Genomic DNA, 15349 nt, shown 5'->3' on the forward strand with positions numbered 1-15349 from the left:
GGTTGGGGGTGTGGCCGGTGAGGATGGTGGTGAGGAGTTCGATGCCGTCGACGAGTCGGGGGCCGGGGCGGGCGAAGTAGCTGTTCGAGTCGACCGCCCAGACCTCGGCGGTTGGCGGAAGTCGGTCCAACCCCACGCCAAGCTCGTACGCCGCATCCACCCCGAATCCGCAGGGGGCGACGATCACCACCTCGGCGCTTGCCAGGTCCGACCACTCCACCGGCTGCGACCGAGCTCCCGCCGTACCGAGTATGTTCACTCCGCCCGCGAGTTCCACCTGCTCGGGTAGCCAATGGCCAGGTGCATAAGGCGGATCCGTCCACTCCAGCAACGCCACTCGCCGGCCTGTGCGCGGACGCTGGTAGACGCGGCTCCTGAGATCGGCGAGTAGTGGGGCCGGGTTTCGGTTGATGGCTTTGGCGATCTGCTCGATGGAGTCGAGTACGTCGGCGAGCGTGTGGGGGTTGGTGGTGACGACTTCGGCCGTGCAGCCGAGGTAGGCGAGTGCCGCGTCTACGTCGGACACGTCCAGTGCGCAGACGGCGCACAGGTCCTGTGTGATCACTATGTCCGGAACCAGATCGCGGAGCGCGTTGGCGTCTAGCTTGTAGAGGTCTTCGCCGGCTGCTACTCGGGCTCGGACGACGGCGTCGATCTCGCCGGGAGTCAGGCCGGGCGGCAGCGCGGTGGTGGAGACGATGCGGCGCGTGCGGGCCTCGGCGGGGTAGTCGCATTCGAAGGTGACGCCGACCACTTCGTCGCCGGAGCCCAGGGCGAAGCAGATCTCGGTGGCCGAGGGGAGAAGAGAGACGATGCGCACGTTTCAGACTCTAATCGGTCGGTTTGTCTTGCGTTGTCAAGGCAGGTAAGGCTTTTCCGCCTTGGGTTTGTGGGGAGGGTCACGTGTCTTGATGTGAGACCAGTGTTCAACTGGACTGGTTTTTGCGCTTACTCTGAAGGAACGCCCACGCCAGTGAAGTCGAGGGGCCAGCGTGCCACCGCATCGCGTCTCAGCAGCATCACCTGCACCCCAGGGAGTGACCGTGCCGCAACTCGTCTACGACTTCGCCGAAGGCAACAAGGCCATGAAGGAACTCCTCGGCGGCAAGGGTGCGAACCTCGCCGAGATGACGAACCTCGGTCTGCCGGTGCCGCCCGGATTCACGATCAGCACCGACGCCTGCCGCGCGTACCTGAGCACTGGCTCGGTGCCTGCGGAGCTGGCCGACGAGATCGACCACCACGTCGACGTACTGCAGCAGAACATGGGCAAGAAGCTCGGCCAGGCTGACGATCCGCTCCTGGTGTCGGTGAGGTCGGGTGCCGCGGTGTCGATGCCAGGCATGATGGAGACGGTCCTCAACGTCGGCCTGAACGACGACTCGGTCAACGGCCTTGCGCACCAATCGGGCAACCCCCGGTTCGCGTGGGATGCCTACCGCCGGCTGATCCAGATGTTCGGCAAGACGGTCCTCGGCATGGAGGGCGATGTCTTCGAGGACGCGATCGAGGCGGCTAAGCAGGCCAAGGGAACGAACAACGACCTGGACCTCGACGCCGACGATCTGAAGGCGATCGTCCAGACCTTCAAGCAGGCGGTGCTCGACCACACCGGCCGCGAGTTCCCGCAGGACCCGCGGACCCAGATGGACCTCGCGATCGAGGCCGTCTTCAGCTCGTGGAACTCGGACCGCGCGATCCTCTACCGCCGCCAGGAACGCATCGCCACCGACCTCGGTACGGCGGTCAACATCTGCTCGATGGTCTTCGGTAACCTCGGCATGGATTCGGGAACCGGTGTCTGCTTCACCCGCGACCCTTCCACCGGACACCCCGGCGTGTACGGCGACTACCTGCAGAACGCGCAGGGCGAGGACGTCGTGGCCGGGATCCGCAACACCGTCCCGCTCGCGGATCTCGAGCAGATCGACAAGACGTCGTACGACGAACTGCTGGCGATCATGACCAAGCTCGAAGGGCACTACCGCGACCTGTGTGACATCGAGTTCACGGTTGAGCGCGGCAAGCTGTGGATGCTGCAGACGCGGGTCGGTAAGCGCACCGCGGCGGCGGCGTTCCGGATCGCGACCAGCCTGATCGACGAAGGTGTGATCGACACCAATGAGGCGCTGAAGCGGGTCAAGGGTGCGCAGCTCGCGCAGTTGATGTTCCCGCGCTTCGACGCGGATGCCGACACCCAGCTGCTCACCAAGGCGATCGGTGCGTCGCCGGGTGCGGCCTCGGGCAAGGTCGTCTTCACCTCGGCGGCTGCGGTCGCGGCGGCTGACAAGGGCGAGAAGGTGATCCTGGTCCGTCGCGAGACGAACCCGGACGACCTGCACGGCATGATCGCGGCGCAGGGCATCCTGACCAGCCGCGGCGGCAAGACCTCGCACGCGGCCGTCGTCGCCCGCGGTATGGGCAAGACGTGTGTCTGCGGTGCCGAGGAGCTCGAGGTGAATGTTGCCGAGGGCACCATCAAGATCAACGGCAAGATCCTCGACAGCGACGCCACGATCTCGATCGACGGCACCACGGGAGAGGTCTTCGCCGGTGAGGTTCCGGTCGTCGCCTCGCCGGTCGTCCAGTACTTCGAAGGTTCGCTGGCCGCGGATGCCGGTGACGAGCTGGTCGCTTCGGTGCACCGCCTGATCACCCACGCTGACGAGGTGCGGCACCTCGGCGTACGGACCAATGCGGACACCGCAGACGACGCGGCTCGCGCGCGGCGCTTCGGGGCTGAGGGGATCGGCCTCTGCCGGACCGAGCACATGTTCCTCGGTGAGCGGCGCGAGGCGGTCGAGCGGTTGATCCTCGCGAACGACGACGCTGATCGCGAAGCGGCGCTGGCCGAGCTGGAGCCGCTGCAGCGTGACGACTTCCTTGAGTTGCTGACCGCGATGGACGGTTTGCCGGTGACGATCCGGCTGATCGACCCGCCGCTGCACGAGTTCCTGCCGTCGATGGAGGACCTGGCGGTCAAGGTCGCGCTGGCCAGCGAGCGCGGTGAGGATCCCGGTCGTGACGCGACGCTGCTCGCTGCCGTGCAGCGGTTGCACGAGCAGAACCCGATGCTCGGGCTGCGCGGCGTACGGCTCGGTCTGATGATTCCGGGTCTGTTCGCGATGCAGGTGCGCGCGATCGCGAGTGCTGCGGTCGAGTTGAAGAGCCAGGGCAAGGACCCCCAGCCGGAAATCATGATCCCGCTGGTTGGCGCCGTACAGGAGTTGCACCTGGCGCGCGACGAGGTGAGCAAGGTGCTGGCCGAGGTCGGCGTCGAGTGGACCATCCCGATCGGCACGATGATCGAGCTGCCCCGGGCCGCGGTGATCGCAGACCAGATCGCCGAGGCGGCCGACTTCTTCTCGTTCGGCACCAACGACCTCACCCAGACGACCTGGGGCTTCAGTCGCGACGACGTCGAAGGCTCGTTCTTCTCGCGCTACCTGGAGAAGGGCATCTTCGCGGTCTCACCGTTCGAGTCGATCGACACCGAAGGCGTCGGCGCCCTCGTCCGCACCGGCGTCGACCGCGGCCGCGCCACCAAGCCCGACCTCAAACTCGGCGTCTGCGGCGAGCACGGCGGCGACCCGGACAGCATCCACTTCTTCCACCAGGTAGGCCTCGACTACGTCTCCTGCTCACCCTTCCGCATCCCCGTAGCCCGCCTCGAAGCCGGCCGCGCGGCGCTGGACTGACTCTCGTCGCAGGCGCGTCCCCGACGAGAGTCAGGGGCGCGCCTTGCCGAAGTACATGAGCTCCCACAGGGCGTCGTCGACGTGGCTCTCGACGAGCTTGCCGCCCTCGTAGTGCTCGATCCGGACCTCGCCGACGAAGCGGAGGTAGGCGCCGTCGAAGCCGGCGAGCTTGGCGGCGAACCGCTTCGGAGGCGTCAGGTTGTCGGCGAACTTCACCGTCGACAGGTCCGAGTGGCGCGTGTACGTGACGACGTACCGCTCGTCGCCGTCGGAGTACGTGTAGCGAGTGACGTTGGCGACCGGCTTGCCGGTCCCGGTGTCGGTGTCGGTGTAGCTGCCGAGCTCCTCGAAGGTCACCTTGCTCTTGTCGTCGGCGATCAGCTTCCCGTCCCGGGCGAGCATGAAGACCGGCAGGGTCGAGTAGCCGTACTGCTTCTCAGCGGTGATGTACGACGCGATCACGGAGTACGGGCCGGCCGAGCCGCGAGCCCAGTACCAGTGGTGCATGAGCTTGAGCATGACGGTGTTGCCCCAGTTGTGGTCGTGGTAACCCACACCCGTAGTGGTGGTGCTCCTGCCGGCCAGGCTGTACGTCGCCTCGACCCGGCCCTCGGGCACCGAGGGCAGCCAGGCGAAGATCTGCTCGCCGTCCTCGCCGAACAACCAGTGCCCGGACTCCGGGCGCCAGGCGGGCACCGTCCCGGTCAGGGTGACATCGACCTCCACGTCCTCGGCCTTGGCGCGGATCGTGTACGTGTGCAGGTCGCCGGCGAAGACGTTCGCGCCGATCCGGACGTCACAGGTGTCCGTCGAGGCCGTGAAGGTGCTCGCGTCGAACTCGGCCAGCTTCTCCACCGTGGTGCCGTCGGGAAGGGTGAGATCGATCCGGATCATCGGGGCGAGCGGCTTCCCGATCGCGGTGAATTCCTTGGTGAAGAAGACCACGACCAGCTTGGCGCCGTCGTCCAGGTGGGCGTCGAAGTACCACCATTCGTAGCTGCCCGGCCCGCCATCGGTCCGCAGGCCGTCCTCGTGCGGCTTGATCGCGCCGGGCTCGATCCCGAACCGGGCGTAGTCTTGCGGCGTGCTGCCCATCCTTGCCGGGCTGAGGTGGTCGTGCGTCATGATTCCGCTCCCAGGTCGTGTTTTAATGGCCACTCGTCTATTAATCTCCCAGGAATAGCATGCGCCGACCGCCACGACTCGGCAAGTAGGAGAACTGTGATGGTGCAGACACGAGGCCGCGGCCGCCCGCGGTCGGGTGCAGAGCTTGAGGTCGGCCCGCTGCTGCAGGCCGCGCTGGAGGCGTTCGCCGCGAAGGGGTACGACGGCATGTCCGTCCGCGAGTTGAGCCGGCGGCTCGGGGTGAGCCACGCCCTGCTGACCGCCCGCTTCGGATCCAAGGAGGGGCTGTGGTTCGCGGCGATGGAGCACGCGCTGACCGTTAGCGAGCGGTCCTGGCGGCAGTTGGCCGTCGAGCCCGCCCTGGATGACCTCGAGGCGCTCCGGCGGGCAGTCGTCGCTCAGGTGATGTTCGCGGCGTCGCATCCGGAGGTGCTCAGGATCATGAGCCACGAGGGCGCCATCGACAGCCCCCGGATCCGCTATGTCGTCGATCATTTCGTCAATCCGCTGCGCCCGCTGGTCGAGCAGCGGATGAGGCGGCTGGTCGCGGCCGGCCGGATCCGCGAGATGCCGTACGCGACTCTCCATTACCTGGTCGTCCAGGGGGGCGGCGCTCCGTACGCGAGCCCGGTCGAGACGGCGCTTCTCGGTGGCCCTGAGCAACCGAGCGAGGACGAGATCCGCCGCCACGCCGAGGCCGTTGCCGACCTCATAGTCGCAGGCCTGGCCCCTCGCCCCTCCTAATCACCCCGTATTGACGTAATGATTACGTCATTCTATTATTGCTTTGATGTTGTATCCCACGCCTGCGCTCACGTCTGAGGATCATCGCGTACTCGACGACATTGGTCGGATGCGCGATGCCCTCCGGCATCAGGTGCACGCGAGCCCTTCGAAGTGGACCGCCGGCCTGCGCAAATTCCTCACCGCCGACGCCGTGGCGGCCTCCAACTCCATCGAGGGCTTCAAGGTCGCCACAGTCGATGTCGAAGATTTGATCGAGGGCGAACGGGATGTGGAGGTCTCGGAGGAGAACCGCGAGGAGACTCTCGCCTACCAGCGGATGATGTCGTACATCCAGACTCTCCATGACGTCGAGGACTTCAGTTACAGCAAGGGCCTGCTCAACGCCCTGCATTGGATGCTGCAGGGACACCGTCACGGCCCGCGCAAACCAGCCGGGCAGTGGCGCCGCGGCCCGGTTTATGTGACCGATGCCCGAGACCCCAGCATTGCCGCCTACACCGCGCCCGAGGCCGAGCGGGTCCCAGAGCTGATCCAGGAGTTCGTTGACTGGCTCAATGCGGAGGACGGTGCGCATCCATTGGTGCGAGCTGCGATGGCGCATCTGCACCTGGTGTCCATCCATCCTTGGGCCGACGGCAACGGCCGGATGTCCCGCTCGCTGCAGACACTCCTGATTGCGCGGGAAGGGGTGCTCGCTCCTGAGTTCTCCTCGATCGAGAGTTGGCTGGGACGCCCCGGCAACACCTGGGACTACTACCGCGAGCTGAACAGTCGAGGCAGCGAATACCTACCGGATCAGGATGTCTCGAGCTGGATGCGCTTCAACCTCACCGCATACCACCAGCAAGCGCAGGCGGTCCAGAATCGACTCGACCGATCCGGACGGGTCTGGGAGGCCCTTGCGGAGCACGCCAAAAGCGTCGGACTGGATGAGCGGATGGTGACTGCACTGCACGATGTGGCGATGGCCGGCCGCGTCCGGCGGTCCCGCTACGAACATGCCGAGGGTCTCAACCTGCAACAAGCCCAACGAGATCTCCGTGATCTCGTCACCGCTCAACTGCTTCAGCCCGTCGGGCGTACGCGAGCTCGCTACTACGTCCCCGGCTCCCGCTTTCCTCAGATGGTCCTCGACGTCGCCAATACACCGGCGACCCTCAGTAGTCCGTACCTCGGCTAATTCGGCAGCGCCCGCGGCTGACCCCGTAATAGGTTGCGGGGGTGAGCCGGGAACAGTTGCGCCAGACCTTCACCGAAGACGCCGACCTCTACGACAAAGTCCGCCCGACCTACCCATCCGACCTGTACGACGACCTGGCCGGGCTGTTGAGCACCGAGGCTCCAAAGGTGCTCGAGATCGGGCTGGGGACTGGGCAGGCGACTCGGCCGATGGTTGAGCGCGGGTGGTCGGTGAGTGCGGTTGAGCTCGGGGCGGAGCTTGCGGAGGTCGCTCGGCGCAATTTGCCGTCGGTCGATGTGACTGTGGCTGACTTTGATACGTGGGAGTTGCCGGAGCCGAGTTTTGATCTGGTGCTCTCGGCGACTGCGTTCCACTGGCTTGACCCCGAGACGCGGGTACGGCGATGTGCTCAGGTACTGCGACCGGGCGGCGTACTGGCTGTGGTTTCGACGCATCATGTCGCCGGTGGGAGTGTGCAGTTCTTCGTCGACGTGCAGCGGTGCTACGACCGGTTCACCGACGATGCGGAGAAGGGCGGGTTGCCGGCGGCGAGCGCCGTACCGGAGGACTCGGCGGAGGTGGACGCGTCGGGTCTGTTCGGGCCGGTGACCTTCCGGCGGTACGAGTGGGAAGTGGTCTACTCGGCACCACAGTATTTGGATTTGTTGTCGTCTTACTCGGGGCACCGGGCCTTGACAGTGGAGCGGCGTGACGGTCTGTACGAGTGTGTACGCGCTCTCATTGATGCGAGCGGGGGAACGATCACCAAGCGTTATCTCACTCAACTTTCTGCTGCAGTTTCTCTTAACCAACCCCTTGCGTAACGGGTCCTCAGCTGGCCAGAATGGCCGGGCGGGAAGGGAGTGCACCGTCGACTTTCGGGTCTGACTCGAACCAGCCGCTGTGGCGGCTCGTGACTCCCTCTCCCGCACCAAACTTTCGTTGTGGACAAGGCCATACTCGCCCTCGTTGTAGGGTTCGGGGTATGGCCTTTTTCGTGGTGCAGCTGCAGTTCGACCTTGCCGAGACCGATGAGCGTCTGGCCGTCCGCCCGGCGCACCGGGACTACCTGAACGAGCTCAAGGAGGCCGGCAAGCTGGTCGCCGCCGGGCCGTTCACCGACCAGACCGGCGCACTCCTTGTGTACAACGTCGCCGACGAGGCAGAGCTCCGCGACATCCTCGCCAAGGACCCCTACACCCCGGCCGAGGTCTACCAGCTCGCCCTCCTGACGGAGTGGCAGCCGGTGCACGGCTTCAACTGAGGTCTAGACCTCAGCGCCTTCCAGGTTCAGGTGGTCGACGTAGGCCCAGAGCCAGACCAGCGGGGCGAGGACGAGCTCCGGGTCGCCGTCCTCGTCACCGATGAAGATCATCGAGGCATCGCCGTTCGAGATGTCCTGGCAGACCGCTTCGCAGACCGCGATCGCGGCCTCGAAGATCAGCACCTCGGGCCCGTTCTCCCAGCGCGGCTGGGGGAGCGGGAGCACGGGCGCCTCGTCGGTCCCGTCGAGCTCGACCGAGACCTGCTGGAGCTCCTCGTACAGGTCGAAGGTGATCAGCCCGGCCAGCGGGCGTCCGTCGTACCCGATCAGGTAGGGGTCTTCGATCCCGCCGCGGAAGTTGTCGCGCAGATCCGGTAGGGCCGCCGCCAGATCGGTGGCTTCCAGGTACGGCGCTTCGTCCGGCTCGTCGTCGTCAGTGTCGACCTCGGCCTGGCCGCTGCGCATCTCGTCGAACTGGTGGAGCAGGTCGTTCAGCTCGGTGAAGGAGTCGCTGCCGGGCGATCGCTGCGCCTTGCTCTCGAGCTCACGCAGGTGGTCGATCAGGTCGTCCTCGAAGTGCAGTTCGTACTTCGGCAGGCCGGGCTCGCGACCGGCGTTGATCTGCGCGACGAGCTGGGTGGAGATCGGCCCGAGCCGCTCGGCCAGCACCTCGAGCGGGGTGGTCGGCTTCTCCTCGTCGTCGTGCGCGCAGGAGTCGTCCTCGACCGTCGTACCGCCGCCGTCCAAGGCGAGCAGCACCTGGAACGCCGGGAAGGCGAGCAGCGCCGCCGTCGCCATCATCCCGTCGCCGATCAGCATCAGCGGGTTCCCGCCGGCCTCGGTACGGCGCAGGTGGTCCGGCATGAGAATCGCGGCCTGCTCGACGTTCACCTGGCTGGCCAGTGAGGACAGACCGTGGTCGGCGTCGACGCCGAGCAGCTCGATCAGCCGCTCCGAGCTCATGTCGAAGTTCGAGCGCAGGTAGTAGCGCAGCCAGCCGGCGTCGACCGGGTTGCCGAGCAGCTCGGCGATCCGGGACCGGAAGTCGGCCAGGTCGGCGATCGCGAGCACGACCAGGACGGGCTGGTCACCGTCGCCGATCACCAGCGGCCGGGTGTCACCGTCCTGGAAACCGTCGATGACCTGATGCAGGCTGTCGGCCGCAGCCTCCAGCGGCCAGGCTTCTGCCTCGAATTCGTTCGCCACCGCAGAGGTGTCGTCATGCATGTGCTTGTCCTCTCCGGGTGGCGGCGGGAGTTGGGTAAGTGTAGGCGGCGGCAGTGCCAGCGCGGGTCTTGGGGCGGCGGGGCGGTCAGAAGTGACGTTGGCTACCCTGACAGCGGTGGGTCGGTGCAGAGGTATCTCACATGTGAGATATGGTCCGGCGCATGACTGATGGATACCTGAGCCGGATCGGCAATCTCATCCGGGACGCCCGCAAGCACCGCGGCTGGACGCAGACGCAGCTCGCGGAAGTACTGAACACCAGCCAGAGCGCGGTGAACAGGATCGAAAAGGGTCATCAGAACCTCACCCTCGAGATGCTTGCCCGGATCGGCGAGGCTCTCGACTCCGAGATTGTCTCTCTCGGTGGCGGTCCGGTCCACCTCCGTGTCGTCGGTGGCTTGAGATTGTCCGGATCGATCGACGTGAAGTCGTCCAAGAATGCCGGAGTCGCACTTTTGTGCGCGAGTCTGCTCAACAAGGGACGCACCACGCTGCGCAAGGTCGCGCGGATCGAGGAGGTCAACCGCCTGCTCGAGGTGCTCAACTCGATCGGCGTGAAGACCACCTGGCTGAACGACGCCGGTGACCTCGAGATCGTGCCGCCGGCACACCTCGACCTCGGCGCGATGGATGCCGCCGCAGCTCGTCGTACCCGCTCCATCATCATGTTCCTCGGCCCGCTGCTGCACCGCGAGGACACCTTCCAGCTCCCATACGCCGGTGGCTGCGACCTCGGCACGCGGACCGTCGAGCCGCACATGGCTGCGCTGCGCCCGTTCGGTCTGGACGTGAAAGCGACCGCCGGCGAGTACCACGCGATGGTGAACCGGGCGATCACGCCGGCCAAGCCGATCGTGCTGACCGAGCGCGGCGACACCGTCACCGAGAACGCGGTGATGGCGGCCGCCCGGATCGACGGTGTCACGGTGATCCGCAACGCCAGCTCGAACTACATGGTTCAGGACCTCTGCTTCTACCTCGAACTGCTCGGCGTGAAGGTCGACGGCGTCGGCTCGACCACGCTGACCGTGCACGGCAAGCCGGACATCGACGTGGACGTCGACTACGCGCCGTCCGAGGACCCGATCGAGGCGATGAGCCTGCTCACCGCGGCGATCGTCACCGGCTCAGAGGTGACGATCCGGCGGGCACCGATCGAGTTCCTGGAGATCGAGCTCGCGCTGCTCGAGGAGATGGGCCTCGACTACAGCCGCACCGACGAGTACCTGGCCGAGAACGGCCGGACCCGGCTGGTCGACCTGACCACCCGCCCCTCGCAGCTGCACGCGCCGATCGACAAGATCCACCCGATGCCGTTCCCGGGTCTGAACATCGACAACCTGCCGTTCTTCGCGGTGATCGCGGCGACGGCGACCGGTCAGACGCTGATCCACGACTGGGTCTACGAGAACCGCGCGATCTACCTGACCGACCTGAACAAACTCGGCGGCCGGGTCAAGCTGCTCGACCCGCACCGTGTGATGGTTGAAGGCCCGACCCACTTCTCCGGCGCCGAGATCATGTGCCCGCCGGCACTGCGGCCTGCTGTCGTCACGTTGATCGCGATGATGGCCGCCAAGGGTACGTCGGTCATGCGCAGCGTCTACGTGATCAACCGCGGCTACGAGGAGCTCGCTGAGCGCCTCAACTCGCTAGGCGCTCAGATCGAGACCTTCCGCGACATCTGACCGCTCGCTCACCGGATCTTTGCCGGTGAGGAACGTGACGGCTTCCTCGATCACGGTCGGGTCCGCGAGGATCCGGCTGTGGCCGAGCCCGGTCCTCGCGGAGTGCCGGGCGCGCGGTCCGTACGCGGCCAGCAGTACGGCGACCTGTGCCGGGTCGACGATCTTGTCGACGTCGTTGTGGATCACCAGGAGATCGGCCGCACCCGGACCGACCGAGAACTTGGTCCAGATCTCCGGATCGCCGTCGAACAACCGCCCTTCGATCTCGCGGCGCAGGCGATTCTGCACCGCGGTCCGCAGGCCCAGCTCGGCACCGAACTTGTCGACCACGTAGCCGAAGTCGCCGAAACCACTGATCGTGACGAGTCGTGCCGCGGGCACTCCCTGGCGGACGGCGTACAGGGCGAACGGTACGCCGAGTGAGTGGGCGACGACGCCTTCGAAGGCACCGTACTTCGCCGCCAGCGCGGTGATGATCCGCTGGTGGTCGAGGATCGTGCCCATCGCGACAGTTGTGTCGCCGTGGCCAGGGCCGTCGTACGAGATCGGGCTGTAGCCGAGCTCGAGCAGTGCGGTGATGAAACCGGCGAACCGCGATGCGCGGGAGCGCCAGCCGTGGACGAGGAGGACCGGCCGGCGGCCGTCACCCCAGGCGTAGGTGACGATCCCGTCGACGACCTCGGCGCGGGCGGCGTCGTGGACCTCCCGCTCGGCGTCGCGCACCCGGCCGCGCGCCAACGGCCGGCGCCACAGCTCGAAGGCGACCCGGCCGGCCAGCCGGGGTGAGAGTAGTCCGAGGGCGGTCAGTCCGCCGCGGGCCAGCTTCTTCATGGGGCTCCTTCGACTGGAAATCTATACGAACGGTCGTATTATTAGTTTGGCGAGGCCGTGCGGTCAAGCGGAATAGGATCGGAGCGTGGAGAAGGTCGACGGACGGTTGGTGCGCGGTGATCAGACCCGCCGCGCGGTGCTGCGGCGCGCGGTCGACATCGCGTCGGTCGACGGGCTGGAAGGGCTGTCGATCGGGCGGCTGGCCACCGATCTCGGGATCAGCAAGAGCGGGCTGTTCGCACACTTCGGGTCAAAGGAGGAGCTGCAGCTCGCGACGATCAGAGCCGCGCGACGGATCTACGCGGACGCCGTGGTGATGCCGGCGCTCGAGGTGGAGCCGGGGCTTGCGCGGGTGCGGAAGCTGGGCGAGTGCTGGCTCGACTACTCGCGTCGCCGGATTTTCCCCGGTGGCTGCTTCTTCCAGAAGGTCTCCCACGAGTACGCCGCTCGCGGGGGAGCCGTCCATGAGGCGCTGGTCGTCGTCCACCGGGAGTGGATGGACCTCATGGAGAACGTCGTACGGGAGGCGGTCGACCGAGGTGAGCTTGACGCGGATCCGGCGCAGTTGGCGTTCGACCTGAACGCTTACTACGAGGCCGCCAATCTCGCGTCGATCCTGCACGGTGACGAGAGCGGCTACGACCAGGCGAGTCGGTCCATCCGGGTGCGGCTGGAGTCCGCCGGTCGGTGATTCGGCAGGTCTCGCCGTCCACGGATGGGTGAGAACAGCAAGACCAGGCCGGCCAGCGGCACACCGGCTGTGGTGATCCACAGCGCGGCTTCGATGCCGAGCGCTGATGCGAGTGCGCCGCCAAGAACCGCGCCGAGCGGGATCGTCCCGTAGTTCACGAACGACGTGGTCGCGGTCAGACGGCCGAGCAGGTCCGGCGGGCAGTAGGACTGGATGAAGGTCGACTTCACGACGTTGCCGCCGACGACGCCCACGCCGACTCCGAACGCGCCGATCACATAGAGCGCTTCGCTGAGTTGAGCCAGCGGGATCAGTAGGGCGAGAGTCGGTAGGCCAAGCTCACACATCAGCAGGGCGCGCGCCGTACCGAAGCGTTTTGCCAGGCGGCGGCCGACGAAAGCGCCGACCACTCCGCCGCTGGCAGCAGCTGCGACCAGTACGCCGACTGTGCCGGGTGTGAGGCCGACTGTGCGGACTAGGAAGACCACGATGATGGCTTGGTAGCCCATGAGGGCCAGGTTTGAAGTGGCGCCGAAGATCGTGAGGGTCCGGAGCCAGACGTCCTGCGTGACCAGGCGGATGCCCTCGCGAATCTCGCCGGGTTGGCGAGCGGTCGCCGTACGGCGTTCGCGGAATCGGATCGCGGTCAGGCAGCAGGCGGCGAGCGCGAAGGTCGCTGCGTCGACGAATAGAGCGTTGGTCGCACCGGCGAACTGGACGATCAGACCGCCGCAACCGAGACCGGCGATCTGTGCGGCGGATGCGCTGCCCTGCAGTTTGGCGTTGCCTTCCGCATGATCTTTAGGGTCGAGCAGTGTGGGCAGATAGGTCGTGTAGGCGGTCTGGAAGACCACGCTGGCGGCGCCGGTCAGCAGTGCGATCGCGAGCAGCAACTGGATCGTCAGCAGGCCGGCAAGCGCGGCGACCGGTACGGCGGCCAGCAGGAGCAGTGAGACCAGTGATGAACCGACCATGAGCGGTCGGCGCAGTCGCCGGTCGATCCACGCGCCGACCGGCAACCCGATCAGCAGCCAAGGTCCCCACGCGGCCGCGGTCAGCAGTCCGACCTCGAATGTGCTCGCGTCCAGCTCGGAGAGCGCGATCAACGGAATCGCGACGGTCGAGATCGCGCTCCCGAATCGGTTGATCGTCTCGCCGGTCCAGAGCAGCCGGAAGTCTCGATGGGTCCGCAGCAGGCTCATGATTCCTCCGGGCGTTGGGGGAAGGACTGGAGTTGGACGATGACGCGTTCGCCGGTGGGGTCGGGGTCCAGGGCGATGTAGCGGTTAATGACTTCGCCGAGCTCGTCGTTGAGGGCCTGGAGCTGGGTGGCGGTGAGGTGCAGGTTGCGCCAGTCGGAGAGCGAGGCAGCGGACTGCCATTCGGCGGGCCAGTTGTCGTCCAGGTATCGGCGGACCCGGCTGAAATAACGCTCGACGAGGTGGCTCAGGTAGACGCGCAGCGCGCCACTGGTCTCGGGGTCGTCGCGGAACTCGGCGGGATCGAGCACGGTCGCGCCCTTTGGGATCCGCCACCACCGCTCGCGCTTGTTGCCGCGCTCGGTGTCCTCCTCGAGATAGCCGTGCTCAGCGAGTAGGCGCAGATGCCAGCTGATCGTGCCGGTGTTCTCGCCTAGGCGGTTGGCGAGCGTGGTGGAGGTGGCAGGGCCGTCCACCTCGATCGCCTCCAGGATGTTCATTCGCAAGGGGTGGGCGAGTCCGCGCAGGCTTTTGGCGTCGATGCGTCGCATGATTGCAGAGTAGTCTCTGCAGAGAGTTCTCTGCAATCCCCGAATTGTCGGTGGGGGTCGCTAGCGTTCGGAGTATGCGGCCTCATGTAGTGGCTCAAGTGGCGGTCTCGCTCGATGGGCGGACGGCTGGGTTTGACGCGGATCTCGCCCGGTACTACGCGATGGCGACCCTGTGGCAGGAGGACGTCACGCTCGCCGGAGCGGACACGATCCTCGCCCAGGAGAGCGCCGTACGGGGTGCTCGGGAGGGTGAGCGGCGCGCAGAGGGGCCGTTGCTGGCGGTCGTCGACAGTCGTGCGCGAGTGCGGGAGTGGGATGCCTTGCGGGCGCTCGGCTATTGGTCCGACGTGCTTGCTCTGTATGCCGATCAGACGCCTGCGCGGCCGGCGGATGCGACTACTCGGGAGCTTGTCACGGGGTATGAGCAGGTGGATCTCGAGGAGGTTCTCGTGCGCTTGGGGGAGGGTGGGGCGCGAGTGGTTCGGGTTGAGTCCGGCGGGGCGTTGATCGCGGTGCTGCTTGAGTTGGGGCTTGTGGATGAGTTGGCGTTGCTGGTGCATCCGGTGATTGTTGGTTCGGGTGCGCCGTGGTGCGGTACGACGGGGGTTCGGTTGGAGCATGCGGGGACCGAGGTGTTTGCGGGTGGGGTGGTTTGGTCGCGGTACTGCGTGTCTTGAGGGTTGTGTTTTTTTGAATGGCGCGATGGTTGATCGCCGCTCCGGACAAGCCGGATACGTTGTCTGTGGCTGGTCGCTGCGGCGGCCGCGTTACATAAAGAGCTTGGCTGGGCCCGGCGGGTGGTTGAGGTACTGGCGAGGTCGGCGATCGCGTTCCCGCCGATTGAGGTGCTCGCTATGGTTGCGGCCGGTAGCGGGGAGGCCTGGAAGGTGACCCTTGCTGGTGGTGAAAGGCGCTGGCAAGGAGGCGCGGGGTGCTGCCGTGCCCGGCTGCCGCGCTGGTGGCCCTTTTTTTGTCGTTGCGCTGTCCTGTTGTCGGGGGTCTGTGGGCTGGGTGGTGGGCGTGAACAAGTAATTACCTAATAAGAGTTATCGGGTCGCCCGTCGGGCAGACTCGGACTGGTAAGCCGCTGGTGGGTGAGCACTTCTATTACCTGGACCTGTGAGTCTTGGGGACAGAGCGTGCCCCTG

Annotated in this window: 14 protein-coding genes; 8 read left to right on the forward strand and 6 right to left on the reverse strand. The window is 66.3% G+C overall.

The features are described 5' to 3' along the window. A partial coding sequence (locus E1263_RS37780; RefSeq protein WP_132176443.1) for a TroA family protein occupies positions 1-820 on the reverse strand: 820 nt, incomplete at its 3' end. Positions 821-1043: 223 nt separating this feature from the next. On the opposite strand from E1263_RS37780, the gene ppdK reads away from it, so the two are divergent. After that, the gene (ppdK, locus tag E1263_RS37785) at positions 1044-3698 is read left to right on the forward strand and encodes a pyruvate, phosphate dikinase (protein WP_132176445.1); all 2655 of its coding nucleotides are present in this window, start codon (positions 1044-1046) and stop codon (positions 3696-3698) included. A gap of 30 nt (positions 3699-3728) precedes the next feature. Here the strand turns inward: ppdK and E1263_RS37790 are convergent, their stop codons facing one another. Beyond that, on the reverse strand, positions 3729-4823 hold the full coding sequence (locus tag E1263_RS37790; RefSeq protein WP_132176448.1) for a lipocalin-like domain-containing protein: 1095 nt from the start codon (positions 4821-4823) through the stop codon (positions 3729-3731). A gap of 99 nt (positions 4824-4922) precedes the next feature. Here E1263_RS37790 and E1263_RS37795 point away from each other — a divergent pair, with 99 nt between their 5' ends. From E1263_RS37795 to E1263_RS37810, 4 genes are all read left to right on the forward strand, one after another. Continuing rightward, positions 4923-5567 (forward strand): TetR/AcrR family transcriptional regulator, encoded by a 645-nt coding sequence (locus E1263_RS37795; RefSeq protein WP_132176450.1) that lies wholly within the window; start codon positions 4923-4925, stop codon positions 5565-5567. A gap of 109 nt (positions 5568-5676) precedes the next feature. Continuing rightward, on the forward strand, positions 5677-6750 hold the full coding sequence (locus tag E1263_RS37800) for a Fic family protein (protein WP_238161926.1): 1074 nt from the start codon (positions 5677-5679) through the stop codon (positions 6748-6750). Between the two features lie 41 nt (positions 6751-6791). Further along, on the forward strand, positions 6792-7574 hold the full coding sequence (locus E1263_RS37805; RefSeq protein ID WP_132176454.1) for a class I SAM-dependent methyltransferase: 783 nt from the start codon (positions 6792-6794) through the stop codon (positions 7572-7574). A gap of 161 nt (positions 7575-7735) precedes the next feature. Further along, positions 7736-8014: a YciI family protein gene (locus E1263_RS37810; RefSeq protein WP_132176456.1), complete on the forward strand. Its 279-nt coding sequence runs from the start codon at positions 7736-7738 to the stop codon at positions 8012-8014. A gap of 3 nt (positions 8015-8017) precedes the next feature. Here E1263_RS37810 and E1263_RS37815 read toward each other — a convergent pair whose 3' ends face one another. Continuing rightward, positions 8018-9241: a hypothetical protein gene (locus E1263_RS37815; RefSeq protein WP_132176458.1), complete on the reverse strand. Its 1224-nt coding sequence runs from the start codon at positions 9239-9241 to the stop codon at positions 8018-8020. Between the two features lie 161 nt (positions 9242-9402). Here E1263_RS37815 and E1263_RS37820 point away from each other — a divergent pair, with 161 nt between their 5' ends. Continuing rightward, a complete protein-coding gene (locus E1263_RS37820) occupies positions 9403-10929 on the forward strand; it encodes a helix-turn-helix domain-containing protein (protein ID WP_132176460.1) in 1527 nt (508 codons plus the stop codon). Here E1263_RS37820 and E1263_RS37825 read toward each other — a convergent pair. After that, positions 10894-11760: an alpha/beta hydrolase gene (locus E1263_RS37825; protein ID WP_132176462.1), complete on the reverse strand. Its 867-nt coding sequence runs from the start codon at positions 11758-11760 to the stop codon at positions 10894-10896. The two genes, E1263_RS37820 and E1263_RS37825, sit on opposite strands and share 36 nt — an antisense overlap. A gap of 85 nt (positions 11761-11845) precedes the next feature. On the opposite strand from E1263_RS37825, the gene E1263_RS37830 reads away from it, so the two are divergent. Then, a complete protein-coding gene (locus E1263_RS37830) occupies positions 11846-12451 on the forward strand; it encodes a TetR/AcrR family transcriptional regulator (RefSeq protein ID WP_132176464.1) in 606 nt (201 codons plus the stop codon). Here the strand turns inward: E1263_RS37830 and E1263_RS37835 are convergent. Continuing rightward, a complete protein-coding gene (locus E1263_RS37835; RefSeq protein ID WP_132176466.1) occupies positions 12397-13653 on the reverse strand; it encodes an MFS transporter in 1257 nt (418 codons plus the stop codon). The two genes, E1263_RS37830 and E1263_RS37835, sit on opposite strands and share 55 nt — an antisense overlap. Continuing rightward, on the reverse strand, positions 13650-14201 hold the full coding sequence (locus E1263_RS37840) for a winged helix-turn-helix domain-containing protein (RefSeq protein WP_132176468.1): 552 nt from the start codon (positions 14199-14201) through the stop codon (positions 13650-13652). The genes E1263_RS37835 and E1263_RS37840 overlap by 4 nt, the downstream gene beginning before the upstream one ends. A 74-nt stretch (positions 14202-14275) precedes the next feature. Here E1263_RS37840 and E1263_RS37845 point away from each other — a divergent pair, with 74 nt between their 5' ends. Further along, the gene (locus tag E1263_RS37845) at positions 14276-14878 is read left to right on the forward strand and encodes a dihydrofolate reductase family protein (RefSeq protein WP_132176470.1); all 603 of its coding nucleotides are present in this window, start codon (positions 14276-14278) and stop codon (positions 14876-14878) included. Positions 14879-15349 lie beyond the last annotated feature (471 nt).

The sequence above is a fragment of the Kribbella antibiotica genome (genome assembly GCF_004349055.1).
GTDB classification, from domain to species: Bacteria; Actinomycetota; Actinomycetes; order Propionibacteriales; family Kribbellaceae; genus Kribbella; species Kribbella antibiotica.

Coding starts and splice junctions, on each gene's coding strand:
- E1263_RS37790 (WP_132176448.1), bottom strand. CDS start 4,823: ATGACGCACGACCACCTCAGCCCGGCAAGGATGGGCAGCACGCCGCAA.
- E1263_RS37795 (WP_132176450.1), top strand. CDS start 4,923: ATGGTGCAGACACGAGGCCGCGGCCGCCCGCGGTCGGGTGCAGAGCTT.
- E1263_RS37800 (WP_238161926.1), top strand. CDS start 5,677: ATGCGCGATGCCCTCCGGCATCAGGTGCACGCGAGCCCTTCGAAGTGG.
- E1263_RS37810 (WP_132176456.1), top strand. CDS start 7,736: ATGGCCTTTTTCGTGGTGCAGCTGCAGTTCGACCTTGCCGAGACCGAT.
- E1263_RS37815 (WP_132176458.1), bottom strand. CDS start 9,241: ATGCATGACGACACCTCTGCGGTGGCGAACGAATTCGAGGCAGAAGCC.
- E1263_RS37820 (WP_132176460.1), top strand. CDS start 9,403: ATGACTGATGGATACCTGAGCCGGATCGGCAATCTCATCCGGGACGCC.
- E1263_RS37825 (WP_132176462.1), bottom strand. CDS start 11,760: ATGAAGAAGCTGGCCCGCGGCGGACTGACCGCCCTCGGACTACTCTCA.
- E1263_RS37835 (WP_132176466.1), bottom strand. CDS start 13,653: ATGAGCCTGCTGCGGACCCATCGAGACTTCCGGCTGCTCTGGACCGGC.
- E1263_RS37840 (WP_132176468.1), bottom strand. CDS start 14,201: ATGCGACGCATCGACGCCAAAAGCCTGCGCGGACTCGCCCACCCCTTG.
- E1263_RS37845 (WP_132176470.1), top strand. CDS start 14,276: ATGCGGCCTCATGTAGTGGCTCAAGTGGCGGTCTCGCTCGATGGGCGG.